The sequence below is a fragment of the uncultured Pseudokineococcus sp. genome, from assembly GCF_947495735.1.
Lineage (GTDB): Bacteria > Actinomycetota > Actinomycetes > Actinomycetales > Quadrisphaeraceae > Pseudokineococcus.
On record NZ_CANMAA010000001.1, the window covers coordinates 436536 to 452917 of the forward strand.

Sequence of the window (16382 nt, forward strand, 5' to 3'; positions counted from 1 at the left end):
CGGCGCGCGAGTCCTGCAGCACGGACGCCCTGGCGAAACCCCACGCCGGGCGGGCGTGCTCACCCCAGACGAACCAGGAGAACCCCTCCACCGTGGCAGTCAAGATCCGTCTCAAGCGCCTGGGCAAGATCCGGGCCCCGTACTACCGCGTCGTCGTGGCCGACTCGCGCACCAAGCGCGACGGCCGGGCGATCGAGGAGATCGGGAAGTACCACCCGACCGAGGAGCCCTCGTTCATCCAGATCGACTCCGAGCGGGCGCAGCACTGGCTGTCCGTCGGCGCGCAGCCGACCGAGCAGGTGCTCGTGCTGCTCAAGATCACCGGTGACTGGCAGAAGTTCAAGGGCCTCCCCGGCGCCGAGGGCACCCTGCGCGTCGCCGAGCCGAAGGCCGACCGCCGCGTCGCCTTCGAGGCCGCGGCCCGCGAGACCGGCCCGGCCGAGCTCGCGCCGAAGAAGGACACCGCGTCGAAGGGCTCGGGCGCGAAGGCCTCCGAGTCGGCGCCGTCCGAGGACGCCCCGGTCGCGACGGCCTGACGTGCTCGCCGACGCCCTCGAGCACCTCGTCCGCGGCATCGTGGACAACCCCGACGACGTCCGCGTCGCCAGCCGCTCCATGCGGCGCGGGACGGTGCTCGAGGTGCGGGTGCACCCGGACGACCTGGGCCGCGTGATCGGCCGGGCCGGGCGCACCGCCACCTCGCTGCGCACCGTCCTGTCCGCGCTCTCGCGCGGTGAGGGCCCCGTGCGCGTCGACGTCGTGGACGTCGACCGCGCGCGCTGAGCGCGCGTCCGGCAGCAGCACCGCACGACGCAGCCCCGCCCGCACCGCGGGCGGGGCTGCGTCGTCCCCGGGAGCCCTGCACCGCTCCCGCCCCACCCCGCCCAGCACCCCCTTCCCCTCGAGGAGCAGCCGTGGAGCTCGTCGTCGCCCGCGCCGGTCGTGCGCACGGACTGCGCGGCGAGGTCGCCCTCGAGGTGCGGACCGACGCGCCCGAGCGCCGTCTGGCCGTCGGCGCCCGCCTGCGCACCGACCCCGACGTCGGCGCCCTGACCGTGGCGAGCGTGCGCGCGCACCAGGGGCGCCTGCTCGTGGCCTTCGAGGAGACGGCGGACCGCACCGCCGCGGAGGAGCTGCGCGGGGTGCTCCTGCTCGTCGACGTCGACCTCGACGACCCCGCCGAGGCCGAGGACGACGCCTGGCACCGCAGCCAGCTCGTCGGCCTGCGGGCCACCACGACCGACGGGCGCGACGTCGGCGAGGTCGTCGGCCTGGAGCACCTGCCCGCGCAGGACGCCCTGCTCGTGCGCCAGCCCTCGGGGGCCACGGTGCTCGTGCCCTTCGTGCGCGAGCTGGTGCCCGAGGTGGACGTGGCCGGCGGCCGCGTGGTGCTCGACCCGCCGGGCGGCCTCCTCGAGGGCGACGAGGTCGCCGACGGCGAGGACGACGGCGAGGACGGCTCGCCGGACGACGGGCCCGGCGCCGGGGGGCGCTGACGTGCGCGTCGACGTCGTCACGATCTTCCCCGACTACCTCGCGCCCCTGCAGCTGTCCCTGCTCGGCCGCGCGCAGCGCCTCGGGCTCCTGGACCTGCACGTGCACGACCTGCGCGGCTGGACCGAGGACCGGCACCGGACCGTCGACGACACGCCCGCGGGGGGCGGCGCCGGGATGGTGATGCTGCCCGAGCCCTGGGGCCTCGCCCTGGACGCCGTGCACCGCGGCGAGGGGGCCGGCGGGCCGGTCGGGGCCGCGCCGACGGCCGAGCCGGGGAGCGACGCCGGGGACGGCGCAGCCGTGGAGCTCGCCGCCGCCCCGGACGAGCCCGCGGACGGGCGCCCCCTGCTGCTGGTCCCCAGCCCGTCGGGGCGGCGCCTGGACCAGGCGATGGCGCACGAGCTGGCCCGCGAGCCGCGGCTCGTGGTCGCCTGCGGCCGCTACGAGGGCATCGACGAGCGGGTCCTGCTGGACGCGGCCCAGCGCTACCGCGTCGTCCCCTTCAGCCTCGGCGACTACGTCCTCAACGGCGGGGAGGTGGCGGCCCTGGCGCTCGTGGAGGCCGTCGGCCGGCTGCTGCCGGGGGTCGTGGGCAACCCGGCGTCCCTGCTGGAGGAGTCCCACGAGCAGGGGCTGCTGGAGCACCCGGTGTACACCCGCCCGCCCCGCTGGCGCGGCCTCGACGTCCCGGACGTCCTGCTCTCGGGCCACCACGGGCAGGTGGCGCGCTGGCGCCGCGACGAGGGCCTGCGGCGCACGGCGCGTCGCCGTCCCGACCTGCTCGAGGCGCTCGCGGCCGCGGACCCCGGTGCCCTCGACCGCGCGGACCTCGCCGTGCTCGCCGAGGAGGGCTGGGTCCCCGGTGGCCGGCGGCCCGCGGCGCCGTCCGGCGACTGAGCGCCCGCCGCGGGGCGCCCGCTCCGGGGCGGTCGGCCCGAGGTGCCGGCTGTGGCAGACTGGCCCGCCGAGCCGGACGACGAGCCCGCCCCTGCCGCAGGGGGCGTGCGGAGCCCGGAGGAGACCGGCGCCCAGCGCCGGTCGACGGCTCGGACGAGACCAGCGGACGGGGCCCAGCCCCGCGACGAGTGCGCGGCCGACCTGCGGCGGGCGCGCGGAGAGCAGCAGACGATGCAGACACTGGACGGGCTCGACGCCCTCTCGATGCGCGACGACATCCCCGACTTCCGGCCCGGTGACACCGTCAAGGTGCACGTGAAGGTCGTCGAGGGCACCCGCTCGCGCGTGCAGCTGTTCCAGGGCGTCGTGCTGCGCCGCCAGGGCGCGGGCGTGCGCGAGACCTTCACCGCCCGCAAGGTCAGCTTCGGCGTCGGCGTGGAGCGCACCTTCCCGGTGCACACCCCGGCCATCGACCGCATCGAGGTCGTGACCCGCGGTGACGTCCGCCGCGCGAAGCTGTACTACCTGCGCGAGCTGCGCGGCAAGGCCGCCAAGATCAAGGAGAAGCGCGAGCCCGTCTCGCGCTGAGCAGCAGGGCCCCGGCCCGCACCGCTCCGACGCCCCCGCCCGCCCCGGTCCTGCCGGGTGCGGCCGGGGGCGTCGTCGCGCCCGGGCCGGTGCGGCTCGCACGGTCGGGGGCGGACGGGGTGCGAGGCTGTCCCCGCACCGCGGGGGGTGCGCCCGAGGGGGCGGCGCAGCAGCACCGCGGTGCAGGGAACCGGGCCGCAGCGGCCACGACGGGCGGAGGACGTGCGGTGAGCAGCGCAGAGGGCGGACCCGGGGGACGGGGCGCGCCGGGGGACGAGGGCGCCCCCGCGAGGGCCGTGGCCGACGACGAGGAGCCCCGGCGCCGCGGAGGGCTCGTCGGAGCGCTCCGCGAGGTGGTCCTGGTCGTCGTGACGGCACTCGTGCTGTCGCTGCTCATCAAGACCTTCCTCGTCCAGGCCTTCTTCATCCCGTCGGAGTCCATGCAGCCGACCCTCGAGGTCGGGGACCGGGTCCTGGTCAGCCGGCTCACGCCCGGACCCTTCGACCTGGACCGCGGGGACGTGGTCGTCTTCACCGACCCGGGCGGCTGGCTGACGCCGACCGTGGAGCCGGAGCGCACCGTCGTGGGCGAGGCCCTGGTCGACGCGCTGTCGTTCGTCGGCGTGCTGCCCCAGGACTCGGGCGACCACCTGATCAAGCGCGTCGTCGGCCTGCCCGGGGACACGGTGGCGGCCGACGGCACGGGGGCGCTGGTCGTCAACGGCGAGCCCCTGGGCGAGCGCTACCTCTACCCCGGCGACCTGCCGAGCGCGGAGCCCTTCACGGTCGTCGTGCCCGAGGGGCGGCTGTGGGTCATGGGCGACCACCGCTCGGACTCCCTCGACAGCCGGGCGCACACCCAGCTCGAGGGCGGCGGCACCGTGCCGCTCGAGGACGTCGTGGGGCGCGCGGTGCTGCTCGTGTGGCCGCTGGAGCGCTGGGACTGGCTCAGCGAGGGCGAGGACGCCTTCCGCGGCGTCCCCGCGACGGCGCCCGAGGGCGCCGAGCTCCCCGGGCCCGGCAGCGCCGCCCCGCCGACCCCGGCCGGCTCGGGGTCGTGAGCGCGCGGCGGGTCGGCGGGGCCGCGCCGCGGCCGGGCGCGGGGCCGATGGCCCGGACCCCGACGCTGCGCGCGGAGCGGGCGCTGCTGCGCGAGGGGCACCTCCTCGTCGCGGGCGTGGACGAGGTGGGCCGCGGTGCGCTGGCGGGCCCCGTCTCGGTCGGCGTCGCCGTCGTCGACGCGTCCACCCGCACCGCGCCGGCGGGGCTGCGCGACTCCAAGCTGCTCGCGCCCGAGGCGCGCGAGGACCTCGCGCCGCGGCTGCGCCGCTGGGCCGTGGCGCACGCCGTGGGGCACGCCAGCGCGGGGGAGGTGGACGCCCTCGGGATCGTGCGGGCCCTGCGCCTGGCCGGCCGCCGCGCCCTGGAGGCGCTCGACGCGGTCCCCTGCGTCGTCCTGCTCGACGGCTCGCACGACTGGCTGTCGACGCCCCGCCCGCGCGGGGCGGGGCGCACCGACCCCTGGGTCGTGCGCACGCAGGTCAAGGCCGACCTGCGCTGCGCCGCCGTGGCCGCGGCGAGCGTCCTGGCCAAGACCGAGCGGGACGGCCTGCTGCGCGACCTCGCCGCCCGCGACGACAGGTACGGCTGGGCGGGCAACAAGGGGTACTCGGCGCCGGACCACCTCGCCGCCCTGCGCCGCCACGGCGCCTGCGTGCAGCACCGCCGCAGCTGGCGCCTGCCCGGGCTCGAGGAGCCGGCCGCGGCACCGTCCGCCGGGGCCGCGCCCGCCGGTGTGCCGCAGCAGGCCACGGGCCGCGAGCCCGAGCAGGCGCTGTCGGGCAGGATGGCGGACCACGAGCCGGTGGTGGTGCCGGTGCTGAGCGCGCGGAAGGGCCCATGAGCGCCGAGGACCTCGAGGACTACGAGACCGAGATGGAGCTCGCGCTGTACCGCGAGTACCGCGACGTCGTCGGTCTGTTCGCCTACGTCGTCGAGACGGAGCGGCGCTTCTACCTCGCCAACTCCGTCGACCTCGTGCCGCGGAGCACCGACGGCGAGGTGTGGTTCGAGCTCACGCTCACCGACGCCTGGGTCTGGGACGTCTACCGCTCCGCCCGGTTCGTCAAGCAGGTGCGCGTGGTGACGTTCAAGGACGTCAACGTCGAGGAGCTGGCGAAGAACGACCTCACCGTCCCCGAGACCTGAGGCCGCCCCTCGCGACGACGAGGGCGCACGACCTGCGGGCGCCGCGCACGACACGGGACGACGAGCGCCCGCCCCACCGGCGCGGCCGCCCGCTCCCCGACCTCCTCCTGCGGACCCGGCAGGACGTCAGCGCGCGTGCCGGGCGCCCGGTGTCCGCGCCGCGCGCACAGGCCGGGACCTGCGCGTCCGCGCCCACACCCCGACGACCGCGCCGTGCGCGGGCCCCGGCCGGGACCACGCTCCGGCCCGGAGGTGATCGGCGTGCGGACGACGGACGCGGTGGGGCGGTACGGCGAGCAGGTGGCGGTGGCGCACCTGGAGGGGCTCGGCATGCGCGTGGTGGCGCGCAACTGGCGGTGCACCAGCCCGGTGCGCGGGGAGATCGACGTCGTGGCCCGCGACGGCGACGCGCTCGTGGCCGTGGAGGTCAAGACGCGGCGGTGCGGGCCGTCGGGCGCGCCCGGGGCGGGGCACCCCTTCGAGGCGGTGACGCCGGTCAAGGCGGCCCGGGTGCGCCGGCTCCTGGTGGCGTTCGCCGAGGCGACCGGGGAGCGCGCGGGAGGCCTGCGCGTGGACGCGGTAGCGGTCCTGCGCCCCTCGGCCGGGCCGGCGCTCGTGGAGCACCTGCGCGGGGTGGCCTGATGGGTCTGGGCGCCACGCGCGGCGTCGCGCTGGTCGGGATGGCGGGGGCGCTCGTCGACGTCGAGGCCTTCGTGACGCCGGGGCTGCCGGCCTTCGTCGTCACAGGCCTGCCGGACACCTCCCTCGGCCAGTCCCGCGACCGGGTGCGGGCCGCCCTGGCGGGGATCGGGTGCTCGCTGCCCTCCAAGCGGGTCACGGTCAACCTCTCCCCGGCGTCGCTGCCGAAGCAGGGGGCGGGGTTCGACCTGGCGGTGGCGGTGGCCGTGCTCGCGGCCGAGGGCGTCCTGGCGCGGGAGGTGGTGCGCGGCTGGACCCACCTCGGCGAGCTGGGGCTGGACGGGCGCCTGCGGCCGGTGCGCGGGGTGCTGCCGGCCGTGGTGGCCGCGGTGCGCGCCGGCTCGCCGCGCGTCGTCGTGCCGCAGGAGAACGCGGCGGAGGCCGAGCTCGTCCCGGGCGCCGAGGTGCGCCCGGCGTCCTCGCTCGCCGCCGTCGTCCGCGGGCACGGGGGCGAGGTCGACGGCGACTGCGACCCGGACGAGGACGCCCCGGCGCGGCCCCCGGCGCCCGCCGCGGCGCCGCCCCGGCTCGACCTGGCGGACGTCGCCGGCCAGGCAGAGGCCCGGCGCGCCGTCGAGGTGGCCGCGGCGGGAGGGCACCACCTGCTGCTCGTCGGCCCACCGGGGGCGGGCAAGACCATGCTGGCGGCGCGCCTGCCCGGGCTGCTGCCGGACCTCGGCGACGAGGAGGCGGTCGAGGTGACGGCCGTGCACTCGGTCGCCGGCACCTTCGACGCCGCGGGCGGGCTCCTGCGCCGCCCGCCCTTCGAGGACCCGCACCACACGGCGACGACGCCGTCGGTGGTCGGGGGCGGCAGCGGCGTGGTGCGTCCCGGCGCGGCCTCCCGCGCCCACCGCGGCGTGCTGTTCCTGGACGAGGCGCCCGAGTTCCGCAAGGACGTCCTGGAGGCGCTGCGGCAGCCGCTCGAGCACGGGAGCCTGGTCATCGCCCGCGCGGGGGGCGCGGCGCGCTACCCCGCGCGGTTCCAGCTCGTCATGGCCGCCAACCCCTGCCCGTGCGGCCGGGCCAGCGGGCGCGGCGAGGCCTGCAGCTGCGCCCCGCTGGAGCGGCGGCGCTACCTCTCGCGCCTGTCGGGGCCGCTGCTCGACCGCGTGGACCTGCAGGTGGAGGTGACCGCGCCCTCGCGAGCCGCGCTGGCCGTGGGGGCCGAGGGCGAGACGACGGCCGTCGTCGCGGCGCGGGTGCGCTCCGCCCGGGCGGCCCAGCTGGCGCGGCTCGAGGGCTCCGGGGCCCGGTGCAACGGCGAGGCGCCGGGAGCGCTGCTGCGGGGGCCCCTGCGGCTCCCGGCGGCCGTGGTCGGCGACCTGGACGCCGCCCTCGACCGGGGCCGGCTGACCGTGCGCGGCTACGACCGCGTCCTGCGGACCGCGTGGACCCTCGCCGACCTCGACGGCGCCCGCGCGCCCGACCGCGACCACGTGGGCGCCGCCCTGCTCCTGCGCCTGCGCGGGCGGGCCGCGTGAGCGCCCGGGACGGCGGGTCCGGGCAGGGGCGGCTCCCCGGGGTGCAGCCGGCTGCGCCCGCGTGGGCGGCCGAGGACCGTTGGGCGCGCGCGGCGTGGAGCCGGCTCGCCGAGCCCGGGGACGCGGTGGCGGCGGCCCTGCGGGTCGCGCTCGGACCGGTGGCCGCGCTCGACGTCGTGCTCGGCGGCGCCTCCGACGCCCCGGAGCTGCCCGGCGAGGCGGGGACGCCGCGGGCCCGCGCGGCGCTGCGGGCGGGCCTGGAGCGGTGGAGGCCCCGGGTGCAGGGCCTGGACCCCCGGCGCGACGCCGACGCGCTCGCCCGGCTGGGCGGGCGCGTGGTCGTCCCGGGGGACGAGGAGTGGCCGCGCCGCCTCGACGACCTGGGGGAGGCCTGCCCGCCGTGCCTGTGGGTGCGGGGGACCGGCGCGCTCGGGCCCCTCGTGGAGCGCTCCGCGGCGCTGGTGGGCTCGCGGGCCTCGTCGGCCTACGGCGAGCACGTGGCCGCCGAGCTCGCCGCGGGGCTCGTCGAGCGCGGGGTCGCCGTCGTCTCCGGTGGGGCGTTCGGCATCGACGCCGCCGCCCACCGCGCCGCGCTCGCCGTCGGCGGCGCCACCGTCGCGGTGCTGGCGTGCGGGGTCGACCGCGCCTACCCGGTGGCCCACGAGGCGCTGCTCGCCCGCATCGCCGACGAGCACGTGGTCGTGGCCGAGCAGCCGCCCGGGGCGGCCCCGACGCGCTGGCGCTTCCTGGAGCGCAACCGGCTGATCGCCGCGGCGTCGTCGGCCGTCGTGGTCGTCGAGGCCGCGTGGCGCTCGGGCGCCCTGAGCACGGCGACGCGGGCGGCGGCGCTCCTGAGGCCGCTCGGGGCCGTCCCCGGGCCCGTCACCTCGAGCACCTCCGCGGGCTGCCACCGCGTCCTGCGCGAGCTCCAGGCCACCTGCGTCACGGACGCGGCCGAGGTGGTCGAGCTCGTCGACGCAGCCTCCGGCGCGGTGGTCCCCGTCCCGGTCGAGCGGGAGAGGTCCGGGCGCGGGCGGCCCCTGGAGGGGCTCGAGGGAGACGACCTGCGCGTCGCCGACGCCCTGCCGGTGCGGCGCGGCGCTCCCGTCGCGTCGGTCGCCCGCGCCGCCGGGCTGTCCGAGCGCACGGTCGTCGCCTGCCTCGGCCGGCTCTCGCTGAGCGGTCACGCGGAGGAGGTCGGCGCCGACGAGCGGGGTTCGCTGTGGCGGCGCGCCGCGAGCGGCAGGGGCGGGTGAGCGTCGGGGCCGCGCGGGGCGGCGGGGCCGTGCGGGGCCGGGCGGGGCTGAGCGGCCCGGTGGACGAGGGCTGGTCCGCGGGGCCGGCGCAGGGGGGCGGCGTGCGAGGCCGGTGTGCAGGGCGAGACGCGGGCGGGGTCCGCCCCTTGCCCCGGGCGCGGGGGTGCGTCAGCGTGGCGGGGTGAGCCCCTCCGACGCGCCGTCGAGCGCCCCGGCCCCGCGGGGACCGGTGCCCGGAGAGCCGCGCCCGGACCGGGGAGGGGAGCCGGGGGACGGGACGCCGGGGGACGGGGCGGCGCAGGACGGGGCGGCGCAGGACGGGGCGGCGCAGGACGGGGCGGCGCAGGACGGGGCGGCGCAGGACGGGACGGCGCAGGACGGGGCGCCAGGGGGCGGGCCACCGCAGGAGGGGGCACCGGACGGTGAGGGCGCCGGCGCGCTGAGCCCTGCGGCGGAGTCGCTGCTCGCGGGCTTCACCACCCACCTGGCCGTCGAGCGGGGGCGCTCGCCCCACACGGTGCGCGCCTACGCCGGTGACGTCCGCGACCTGCTCCGCGCCAGCGCGGCCCGCGGCGCCGAGGACCCGCGAGACCTGGACCTCGCCCTGCTCCGCTCGTGGCTGGCGGGTGCCGGTCCGGGCTCGCCGACCAGCAGCCGCCCGTCCGCCCGCCCGCCGGCCCGTCCGCCCGCCCGCCCGCACGCCCGGGCCACGACGGCGCGGCGCGCCGCCTCGGCCCGCGCCTTCACCGCGTGGCTCGCCCGCACCGGCGAGGTCGACGCCGACGCCGGGGCCCGACTGCGATCGCCGCGCACGGGCGGGTCGCTGCCCGGGGTGCTGGCGGCCGGGGCCGTCGCGCAGGTGCTCGCCGCCGCGGCGGAGGCGGCCGAGGACGGGGACCCGGCCGCGCTGCGGGACGCCGCGGCCCTGGAGCTGCTGTACGCCACGGGGGTCCGGGTCGGGGAGCTGGTCGGGCTCGACGTCCACGACGTGGACCGCACGCGCTGGACCGTCCGGGTGATGGGCAAGGGCGCCAAGGAGCGCGTCGTGCCCTACGGGGCGCCGGCGGACGCGGCCGTCGGGCGCTGGCTCGAGCGCGGACGGCCAGTGCTGGCGGGGCCGCGCAGCGCCGGGGCGCTCCTCCTCGGGGTCCGGGGAGGGCGCTGGGACCAGCGCGCGGCTCGAGATGTCGTCCAACGGATCAGTGCGAAAGTTGCGTCACGACACGTCACTCCACATACCCTGCGTCACAGTGCCGCGACACACCTGCTCGACGGAGGGGCTGATCTGAGGAGCGTGCAGGAGCTGCTGGGCCATGCCAGCCTCGCCACGACGCAGCTGTACACGCACGTGTCGGTGGAGCGCCTGCGATCCAGCTACCACCAGGCGCACCCCCGCGCCTGAGCCCGCCGCACCACGTCACGCACCACCCGCGAGCGCCCCGGAGCACCCGGGGTCCGAGGAACCAGAGGCCGAGGAGAGCACGTGAGCCAGCGCACGCCCTCGCCGGGACGGCGACCCGCCGCCCCGACGCAGGAGCGCCGGGGAGCCGGCGCCGGTCCGGGGACCCCTGTCGAGGACGACGACGACGTCGACCGTCCCCTGACGCCGGCGGAGGAGGCGGAGGCGGCCGTCCGAGAGCTGTGGGTGCGCTTCAAGACCACGGGGGACGCCGCGGTCCGCGAGCGCCTGATCCTCCACTACTCGCCGCTCGTGAAGTTCGTCGCCGGCCGCGTCGGGGTGGGCCTGCCGTCCAACGTGGAGCAGGCCGACCTGGTCTCCTACGGGGTCTTCGGCCTCATCGACGCGATCGAGAAGTACGACCTCGAGCGCGCGATCAAGTTCGAGACCTACGCGATCCAGCGCATCCGCGGCGCCATCATCGACGAGCTGCGCGCCCTGGACTGGATCCCGCGCTCGGTGCGCAGCAAGGCGCGCGAGGTGGAGAAGACCTACGCCGAGCTCGAGGCCCGCCTGCACCGCACGCCGACCGAGCCCGAGGTCGCGGCGCAGATGGACATCCCGCTCAAGGACCTCCACCACATCTTCAGCCAGGTCTCCTACGTGAACCTCGTCGCCCTCGACGAGCTGATGAGCGGGGGCGAGAAGGGCGACAGCCTCTCGCTGGGCGAGACGCTCGAGGACACCCGGGCCGAGGACCCGGTGCTCGCCTTCGAGGGCGAGGAGACGAAGTTCCTCCTCGCCCGGGCGATCGACCAGCTCTCCGAGCGGGAGAAGATCGTCGTGACGCTCTACTACTACGAGAACATGACGCTCGCCGAGATCGGGCGCATCCTCGGCGTGACCGAGTCGCGGATCTGCCAGATGCACTCCAAGGCGGTCCTGCAGCTGCGGACCAAGCTGGCCGACGTCAGCTGACGCCCGCCGCCGTGCAGCCCGCCGCCGCGGCGGTGCCGGGCTCCCCGCCGGTGCGCGCTCAGCGCACGGCCAGGGGCAGGAGGACGGGCGGTGCGGGCGGCCCCAGCAGGGCCAGCGGGTCGAGGTAGACGGCGTCCGTCCCCCTCCCGCGGCGCACGCCCCAGTGCAGGCAGCCGGGCGGGCAGTGCCCTCCGACCAGCCGCGCCACGGCCTCGCCGCGACGGACCGCGGCCCCGACGGGCAGCAGCGGCTGGACCGGCTCGAGCGTCGTCCGCAGGTCGCCGTCGTGCTCGAGCACGACGACGCCGCGGTCGACGACCGTGCCGGCGAAGCCGACGACGCCGTCGGACGGGGCGAGGACGAGGTCCCCCGCTCCCGCAGCCAGGTCGACGCCGCGGTGACCGGGTGACCACCGCTGCAGCGGGGCGACGAAGGGGCGCAGCACCGCGGGCTCGCCGGGCAGCGGCCACTCCCAGCCCCGCGCAGCCCGGGCGGGGACCGGGCGCGCGGCGGCGGGCGTCCCCGGGCTCGTGGCGGGGGCTGTCCCCGGGTGCGTGGCGGCGGGGGCGGCGACGGGCGCGGGGCGCTGGTGGACGGCGCCCTCGTCGGGCGCGGCGCGCGCGGCCGGCGCGGTGCCCGCGACGACCAGGAGGGCCGCGCCCGCCGCGCCCACCAGGCGACGCCGCCGGGAACGACGCCGCAGGGAGCGACGCGGCTGCGGCCCGGCGCGGCGCGCCGGTCGCCGAGGCGGGGAGGACGGGGGGCGGGAGGGCATCACCCCGGCAGCCTCTGCCGCGGACGAGCGGATCCGGTGCCGGGAGCCGCACCCTGGGGACGAGCGGGGGCTCCCGGGAGGCTGTGGGCTCCGGTCGGACAGCCGGGCTCCGGTGAGCGGTGGCCTCCGGTCCGACGGGGCCGGCGAGCTCCTGGTGCCGGCTCTGGTCGGACTCCGGTCGACGGCTCCGACCGGGCCCCTGGTCCGCAGCCCCGGTGAGCGGCTGGTCGCCGGCCCCGGTCACGGGGGCCACGCCGGCGGGCGGACGGCAGGGGCGCCGGTGATGCGGTCGCCGGTGCTGCGGGCCCCGGTGCTGCGACGGCGCGGCCGGGTCGGGGGAGGAGCTACCCTTGCCGCGGGGCCGGTCCGCGCCGGCCTACTTCGCGCGCCCGCAGACCACCGCACCTGGTGGTGGCGCACCTCCCGGTCCGGGCCGCACCGCGGCCCGGGGCAGGTGCGCCGCGGGTGCCAGGGCGGGGCCCGCACGGGGCGCCGCGACCAACCGGAGCCGCGCACCAGCGCGGCGTGAGAGGAAACACCCATGGCCGTCGTCACGATGCGCCAGCTGCTGGAGAGCGGTGTCCACTTCGGGCACCAGACCCGCCGCTGGAACCCCAAGATGAAGCGCTTCATCTTCACCGAGCGCAACGGCATCTACATCATCGACCTGCAGCAGTCGCTGACCTACATCGACCGCGCCTACGAGTTCGTGCGCGAGACCGTCGCGCACGGCGGCACGGTGCTGTTCGTCGGGACGAAGAAGCAGGCGCAGGAGCCGCTCGCCGAGCAGGCCACCCGCGTGGGCATGCCCTACGTGAACCAGCGCTGGCTGGGCGGGATGCTGACCAACTTCCAGACGGTCAGCAAGCGCCTCGCGCGCATGAAGGAGCTCGACCTCGTCGACTTCGACGACGTCGCCGCCAGCGGGCGGACGAAGAAGGAGCTCCTCATGATGCGCCGCGAGAAGGAGAAGCTCGACCGCACGCTCGGCGGCATCCGCGACATGGCCCGGACCCCCAGCGCGGTGTGGATCGTGGACACGAACAAGGAGCACCTCGCCGTCGACGAGGCGCGCAAGCTCAACATCCCGATCGTCGCGATCCTCGACACGAACTGCGACCCCGACAGCGTCGACTTCCGGATCCCCGGCAACGACGACGCCATCCGCTCCGTGACGCTGCTGACGCGCGTCGTGGCCGACGCCGTGGCCGCCGGCCTCATGGAGCGCGCGGGCGGCGGCCAGCGCGAGGGCGCCTCGGCGTCCGAGCCGCTGGCGGCGTGGGAGCAGGAGCTGCTCGCGCAGGGCCCGGACCAGTCCGGCGCCTCCGAGGGCCACGCGGCCCGTGGGACCGACGCGGAGGCCACGGCCGCCGAGGAGGTCAGCGACGTCGACGCCCAGGCGGTCGCCGAGTCGGCCGCCGAGGGCACCGAGAGCCCGCAGGCCGAGGTCGCCGAGCCCGCCCAGGACCCGCAGGCGCCCGCCGCCGAGGAGCCCGCGCAGGGCTGACCGGCCCCCGGACGGCGCCGCCCGCGCACGCCGCGGCGCTCCCGAGCTCGACCCCCGGCACCGGGGCGCCCTCCTCACGGGAGGGCGCCCCGGTGCCGCGCCACGGGCTTCCCGCCCGGGTCCACCCCGCCTCCACCAGAGGAGAGAGCACATGGCGTACACCGCCGCAGACATCAAGAAGCTCCGCGAGTCGACCGGCGCGGGCATGCTCGACTGCAAGAAGGCCCTCGAGGAGTCCGACGGCGACCTCGCCGCGGCGCAGGAGTTCCTGCGTGTCAAGGGCCTCAAGGGCGTCACCAAGCGCGAGGGCCGCACGGCCTCCAACGGCCTCGTGGCCGCGTACGTCGACGGGGGCGTCGGCACGCTGGTCGAGGTCAACTGCGAGACCGACTTCGTCGCCAAGGGCGACCGCTTCGGCGAGCTCGCCCAGCGCGTGCTCGACCAGGCCGTCGCCGTCGGCGCCACCGACGCGGCGTCGCTGCTGGCCTCCGACATGGGCGGCAAGACGGTCCAGGAGGTCCTCGACGAGGGCAACGCCTCGCTGGGCGAGAAGATCGAGGTCCAGCGCGTGGCGCGGGTCGAGGGCGACGAGGTCGTCTCCTACCTGCACCGCACGAGCCCCGACCTGCCCCCGCAGATCGGCGTCCTCGTGGCCGCCTCCGGCGAGCGCGCCGCCGAGGTCGGCCGGGACGTGGCCATGCACACCGCGGCCATGAGCCCCACCTTCCTCACCCGCGAGGAGGTCTCCGAGGAGGTCGTCGCCAGCGAGCGGCGCCTCGCCGAGGAGACGGCCCGCGAGGAGGGCCGCCCCGAGCAGGCCATGCCCAAGATCATCGAGGGCCGCGTCAACGGGTACTTCAAGGACAACGTCCTGCTCGAGCAGGGGTTCGCCAAGGAGAGCAAGAAGACCGTCGGCAAGTACGCCGAGGAGGCCGGGGTCCAGGTCACCGGCTTCGCGCGCTTCCGCGTCGGCGCCACCGCCTGACGACGCCCCGCACCGCTGCCCGACGCAGCAGGGCCCGCCGTCCCCGAGGGGATGGCGGGCCCTGCTGCGTCAGGGGCGGGTGGCGCCCGGACGCGGACGGGCGAGGCGCCGGCCGAGGGCCTCAGGCGCCCGCGCCGCCGATCCCGGCCGCGTCGAGGAGCTCGAGGAGCGCGTCGGCGACCTGCTGCGGGGCCTCCAGGGGCACGAGGTGGCCGGAGCCGGGCACGACCACGAGCTCGGCGTCCGGGCGGTCCTCGTGCATCTCGCGGCCCCGCTCCGCCGGCGGCGTCGCCCCGTCCTGCTCGCCGAAGAGCAGGAGCACGGGCCCCGGGAAGCCCACCAGCGCCGCCGTCGTGTCCTGCCGGGCGGCCAGCGCGCGGCAGGTCCAGGCGACGCCGGCCGGCCGCTGGCCCCGGATCATCGCGGTCACGCGCTCCACGAGGTCGGGCCTCTCGTCACGGGCGCGGGCGGACAGGCCCTCCTCGACCGAGCCCAGGACGGCGTCCAGCCCCTCGCTCCCCAGCACGCGCTCGGCGGTCTCGCGGCGCTCGCCGGGCTCGTCGGGAGGTCCGACGCGCGTCGTCGTGCTGAGGAGCGCCAGGCCGGCCACGCGCTCGGGCGCCCGCCCCGCCAGGGCCGTGGCCACGTACCCACCGGTCGAGATGCCCGCCACCACGGCCGACGAGGCGCCCTCGGCGTCCAGCAGCGCCAGCGCGCCGTCGACGGCCACCTCGAGCGAGGGGTCCCCGTCGGGCACCGGGGCGGCGCCGAGGCCGGGCAGGTCCGCCGCCAGCACCCGGCACCGCGACATCAGCAGGGGCACGACGTCGTCCCACGTCCTGCGGTCCAGCGGGAAGGCGTGCAGCAGGAGCACCACGGGCGCCCCGGGGCCGGGCCCCGGTGACGTCGTGCACGGCAGCGCGGCTGCCGAGGCCGCGGCGTCGGGGGGACCGGACGAGCCGACCCCGGCCTGCACGAGGGGACCGGCGGCGCCGTCCCCGGCACCCGACTCGTCCCGGGCCGGCTGGGGACCCTGCGGCTCCTGCACGGTGCGCTCCTCCCGCGGGGCGGTCCGCCCCCTGCTCGTCCCGGCTCCGCCCGCGGATCGGGCAGACTGCCCCGGAGGCCGCCCAGCCCAGCACCCCGCGTCCCGCTGCGCCAGCGGACGAGGACCAGGTCCCGCGCCCGCCCGGGTCCGGCCCCGCGCGGACGGCCCGGCCCCCGGGCCGGGCAGACCGCACCGACCACCGACCGCCGCGCCTCCGCCCTGGACGCGCACGCCCCGAGGAGCCCCTCCCGTGCCCACGACGCCCGCTCGCGCCCGCAGGGTGCTCCTCAAGCTCTCCGGCGAGACGTTCGGCGGTGGCGCCACCGGCGTCGACCCCGCCGTGGTCGACCGCGTCGCCGCGGAGGTCGCCGAGGGCGTCGCCGAGGGCGTGCAGGTGGCCGTCGTCGTCGGCGGCGGCAACTTCTTCCGCGGGGCCGAGCTCTCCGAGCGGGGGATGGACCGCTCGCGCGCCGACTACATGGGCATGCTCGGGACGGTGATGAACGCCCTGGCGCTGCAGGACTTCCTCGAGCAGCGCGGCGTGGACACCCGGGTCCAGAGCGCGATCACCATGGGGCAGGTGGCCGAGCCGTACATCCCGCGGCGCGCGATCCGCCACCTCGAGAAGGGGCGCGTGGTCATCTTCGGGGCGGGCGCCGGCCTGCCCTTCTTCTCCACGGACACCGTCGCGGCGCAGCGGGCGCTCGAGACCCACTCCGACGTCGTGCTCATGGCCAAGAACGGCGTCGACGGCGTCTACACCGCGGACCCGAAGACCGACCCCAGCGCGCAGAAGCTCGAGCACCTGACGTACGCCGACGCCCTCGCCCGGGGCCTGGAGGTGCTCGACGCCACGGCGTTCAGCCTCTGCATGGGCAACGGGCTGCCGATGGTCGTCTTCGGCATGGAGCGCGGTGACGTGGCAGCCGCCGTCCGGGGTGAGAGGATCGGCACGCTCGTCGAGGCCGGCTGAGCGACCGCGGCAGCCCGCACGCGGCGGCCCGCGGCCCCTCGCGAGCACGGACAGGCAGCGGTGAGACCCCAGCGCGCCCGCGCGGTGG

General features: G+C 78.0%; 18 protein-coding genes. 16 read left to right on the top strand and 2 right to left on the bottom strand.

Translation table 11 applies throughout. The annotated features are described in order from the left end of the window. Positions 1–92: 92 nt before the first annotated feature. From rpsP to whiG, 13 genes are all read left to right on the top strand, one after another. Positions 93–536 (top strand): 30S ribosomal protein S16, encoded by a 444-nt coding sequence (gene rpsP, locus Q0848_RS01815; RefSeq protein WP_299033949.1) that lies wholly within the window; start codon positions 93–95, stop codon positions 534–536. 1 nt (position 537) lies between these two features. Then, on the top strand, positions 538–783 hold the full coding sequence (locus Q0848_RS01820) for an RNA-binding protein (protein WP_299033951.1): 246 nt from the start codon (positions 538–540) through the stop codon (positions 781–783). A 131-nt stretch (positions 784–914) separates the two neighbouring features. Continuing rightward, a complete protein-coding gene (gene rimM / locus Q0848_RS01825; RefSeq protein WP_299033954.1) occupies positions 915–1496 on the top strand; it encodes a ribosome maturation factor RimM in 582 nt (193 codons plus the stop codon). Position 1497: 1 nt separating this feature from the next. Then, positions 1498–2394: a tRNA (guanosine(37)-N1)-methyltransferase TrmD gene (gene trmD / locus Q0848_RS01830; protein WP_299033957.1), complete on the top strand. Its 897-nt coding sequence runs from the start codon at positions 1498–1500 to the stop codon at positions 2392–2394. Between the two features lie 231 nt (positions 2395–2625). After that, the gene (rplS, locus tag Q0848_RS01835) at positions 2626–2982 is read left to right on the top strand and encodes a 50S ribosomal protein L19 (RefSeq protein ID WP_299033960.1); all 357 of its coding nucleotides are present in this window, start codon (positions 2626–2628) and stop codon (positions 2980–2982) included. Positions 2983–3209: 227 nt separating this feature from the next. Further along, the gene (lepB, locus tag Q0848_RS01840) at positions 3210–4043 is read left to right on the top strand and encodes a signal peptidase I (RefSeq protein ID WP_299033963.1); all 834 of its coding nucleotides are present in this window, start codon (positions 3210–3212) and stop codon (positions 4041–4043) included. A 47-nt stretch (positions 4044–4090) separates the two neighbouring features. Continuing rightward, entirely contained in the window at positions 4091–4885 is a 795-nt protein-coding gene (locus Q0848_RS01845) for a ribonuclease HII (RefSeq protein ID WP_366146374.1), read from the top strand. Next, positions 4882–5190: a DUF2469 domain-containing protein gene (locus Q0848_RS01850; protein WP_299033969.1), complete on the top strand. Its 309-nt coding sequence runs from the start codon at positions 4882–4884 to the stop codon at positions 5188–5190. Before Q0848_RS01845 ends, Q0848_RS01850 begins: the two co-directional genes overlap by 4 nt. Positions 5191–5451: 261 nt before the next feature. Continuing rightward, a complete protein-coding gene (locus Q0848_RS01855) occupies positions 5452–5832 on the top strand; it encodes a YraN family protein (RefSeq protein WP_299033971.1) in 381 nt (126 codons plus the stop codon). Continuing rightward, positions 5832–7373, top strand: a complete 1542-nt coding sequence (locus Q0848_RS01860) for a YifB family Mg chelatase-like AAA ATPase (protein ID WP_299033974.1) — start codon at positions 5832–5834, stop codon at positions 7371–7373. Before Q0848_RS01855 ends, Q0848_RS01860 begins: the two co-directional genes overlap by 1 nt. Continuing rightward, a complete protein-coding gene (gene dprA, locus Q0848_RS01865) occupies positions 7370–8629 on the top strand; it encodes a DNA-processing protein DprA (RefSeq protein WP_299033977.1) in 1260 nt (419 codons plus the stop codon). Before Q0848_RS01860 ends, dprA begins: the two co-directional genes overlap by 4 nt. A gap of 181 nt (positions 8630–8810) precedes the next feature. Beyond that, on the top strand, positions 8811–10031 hold the full coding sequence (locus tag Q0848_RS01870) for a tyrosine-type recombinase/integrase (protein WP_299033980.1): 1221 nt from the start codon (positions 8811–8813) through the stop codon (positions 10029–10031). Between the two features lie 198 nt (positions 10032–10229). Next, on the top strand, positions 10230–11006 hold the full coding sequence (whiG, locus tag Q0848_RS01875; protein WP_366146375.1) for an RNA polymerase sigma factor WhiG: 777 nt from the start codon (positions 10230–10232) through the stop codon (positions 11004–11006). A gap of 58 nt (positions 11007–11064) precedes the next feature. Here whiG and Q0848_RS01880 read toward each other — a convergent pair whose 3' ends face one another. Further along, the gene (locus tag Q0848_RS01880) at positions 11065–11679 is read right to left on the bottom strand and encodes a peptidoglycan DD-metalloendopeptidase family protein (protein ID WP_299033988.1); all 615 of its coding nucleotides are present in this window, start codon (positions 11677–11679) and stop codon (positions 11065–11067) included. Positions 11680–12322: 643 nt separating this feature from the next. Between Q0848_RS01880 and rpsB the strand changes: the two genes are divergently transcribed. Then, positions 12323–13288: a 30S ribosomal protein S2 gene (rpsB, locus tag Q0848_RS01885; RefSeq protein ID WP_299033991.1), complete on the top strand. Its 966-nt coding sequence runs from the start codon at positions 12323–12325 to the stop codon at positions 13286–13288. Between the two features lie 151 nt (positions 13289–13439). Then, a complete protein-coding gene (gene tsf / locus Q0848_RS01890; protein ID WP_299033997.1) occupies positions 13440–14273 on the top strand; it encodes a translation elongation factor Ts in 834 nt (277 codons plus the stop codon). 121 nt (positions 14274–14394) lie between these two features. Here tsf and Q0848_RS01895 read toward each other — a convergent pair whose 3' ends face one another. Further along, complete coding sequence (locus Q0848_RS01895) at positions 14395–15321, bottom strand: alpha/beta fold hydrolase (protein WP_299034000.1); 927 nt, start codon at positions 15319–15321, stop codon at positions 14395–14397. Between the two features lie 250 nt (positions 15322–15571). On the opposite strand from Q0848_RS01895, the gene pyrH reads away from it, so the two are divergent. Beyond that, the gene (pyrH, locus tag Q0848_RS01900) at positions 15572–16294 is read left to right on the top strand and encodes a UMP kinase (RefSeq protein WP_299034003.1); all 723 of its coding nucleotides are present in this window, start codon (positions 15572–15574) and stop codon (positions 16292–16294) included. The last annotated feature ends 88 nt before the right edge of the window (positions 16295–16382 follow it).